1 protein-coding gene is annotated in these 244 nt (G+C 61.1%); it reads left to right on the forward strand.

Features of this window, described 5'->3' with window-relative positions; all coding sequences use genetic code 11:
- On the forward strand, positions 1-244 hold a 244-nt coding region (locus AACW06_RS20640), incomplete at both ends, for a cadherin-like beta sandwich domain-containing protein (RefSeq protein WP_202884143.1).

Raw genomic sequence — 244 nt, forward strand, 5'->3', positions numbered from 1 at the left:
CGCCAGTGACGTTTGATTTTGACGCCACCGTGCCAACTGCGGTGCCAACACTCACCATCGCGGATGCCGCGGACGGCAGCGTGAGCGTGGCCGAGAACAGTGACGGCGTTGAAACCAACGTGACCCTACCAACGGGCGTGGAAGAAGGCGATACGGTGACGTTAACCATCACCAACCCAGATGGTAGCACCACGGAGCAAACCTACACCGTGACGGCGGCGGATCTTGCCAATGGCAGCGCCGA

The organism is Vibrio sp. S12_S33, assembly GCF_963889785.1.
Lineage (GTDB): Bacteria > Pseudomonadota > Gammaproteobacteria > Enterobacterales > Vibrionaceae > Vibrio > Vibrio aestuarianus.